The organism is Pseudomonas sp. P5_B2 (assembly GCF_056400445.1).
The window spans coordinates 1-1,078 of the sequence record NZ_JBFULH010001051.1 but is presented as its reverse complement, the minus strand read 5'-3'; the positions used below and the strand labels follow the sequence as shown (position 1 = coordinate 1,078).

The following is a 1,078-nucleotide window of genomic DNA, read 5'->3' as shown; positions in this document are numbered from 1 at the left end:
GCCTTGGTCAGATCGACGATGATCTGCCGCTCGACGGCTTCGAAGGTCGCAACATTGGCCAAGCTCTCCAACGAGATTTCACCAATCTTCTGGGTGATATGCAGGGCCTCACCGACCCAGCCGGAAATCTCATCGTAGGCTTGGTAAAACCGTGAGCTGTCACGCCAGCGGGAAAGCAGTGCACGTGAAGTAGCGCGTGCGCTGGCTGAGGGAATAGCAATCGCGGATGCCCAACTGGGTATATCGCCGATGCTTTCGCAGAACCCGGTTGCTAGCAGTCGAATTAGGAAATGCCCAAAGCTGAAGGATTTATCGCCACGGATTTCCTCGATGGAGGCTGGATAGCCTACCTCGTCACGCAGGGCCTGCAGCAACGCAGGCATCAGGTCGAGCTTGTACAGTTCATCGATGACCGCTGGATTCTGCTCAAGACCCAAATCGTCACGTACGGCACCATCGGCCAAAGTGCAAAGCAGGGTCATGACGTCACTGCCACTTGCACCCAGCACAACGGCAATCATCGCCAGATCCAACTCATGCTCAGTGTTAGTTGGTTGGATCAAACGCTTCAGGCTAGCTAGACGAGCCTTGCTGCCAAGGAAGCGCTCACGCTTGGCTAGATGTTCACGGAGCACCTGCTGGTGTAAGCCCAGGTCATTGAATATCAGTGACACTTTGTCAGCGTAGAAACTGCGCGAGTACAGCTTGATGTCCAGCAGCCAGTCATCATTCGCGTCTGGTTCGGCGCAAGGGAAATAGAGCAGGTACTTACCTTCAGTGTCCTCAAGCTCCAGCTTGAGCTTGGTGCCGAAGGTGGAATGCCCCTGCATGTTCAGCACCTGAACGCCGGGCAGATCAAGCTGGCCGAGTTCATCCGTGAAGCCTTGATCAGGGTCGTACCAAAAAACGATGCGGTGGTTTTCTGTGAAGAATGCCTGATTCAGGCCTTGGGTCAGTTGTTGGGTGTTCATGCACTTATTCGCCTAGGCCTGAAACAGGAAACGAGAGGTCAGCGTGGGAAATGTCATCGTAAGACAACAATGCATCCCTGACGGCCCGGAACTCGTCAATATGTACG

The 1,078-nt window shown here is 54.3% G+C and carries 1 pseudogene; it reads right to left on the bottom strand.

Annotated elements, in window-relative coordinates:
- Nucleotides 1-971: pseudogene (locus AC1DRJ_RS29075) on the bottom strand (BREX-1 system phosphatase PglZ type A); the annotation flags it as partial.
- Nucleotides 972-1,078: the final 107 nt, after the last annotated feature.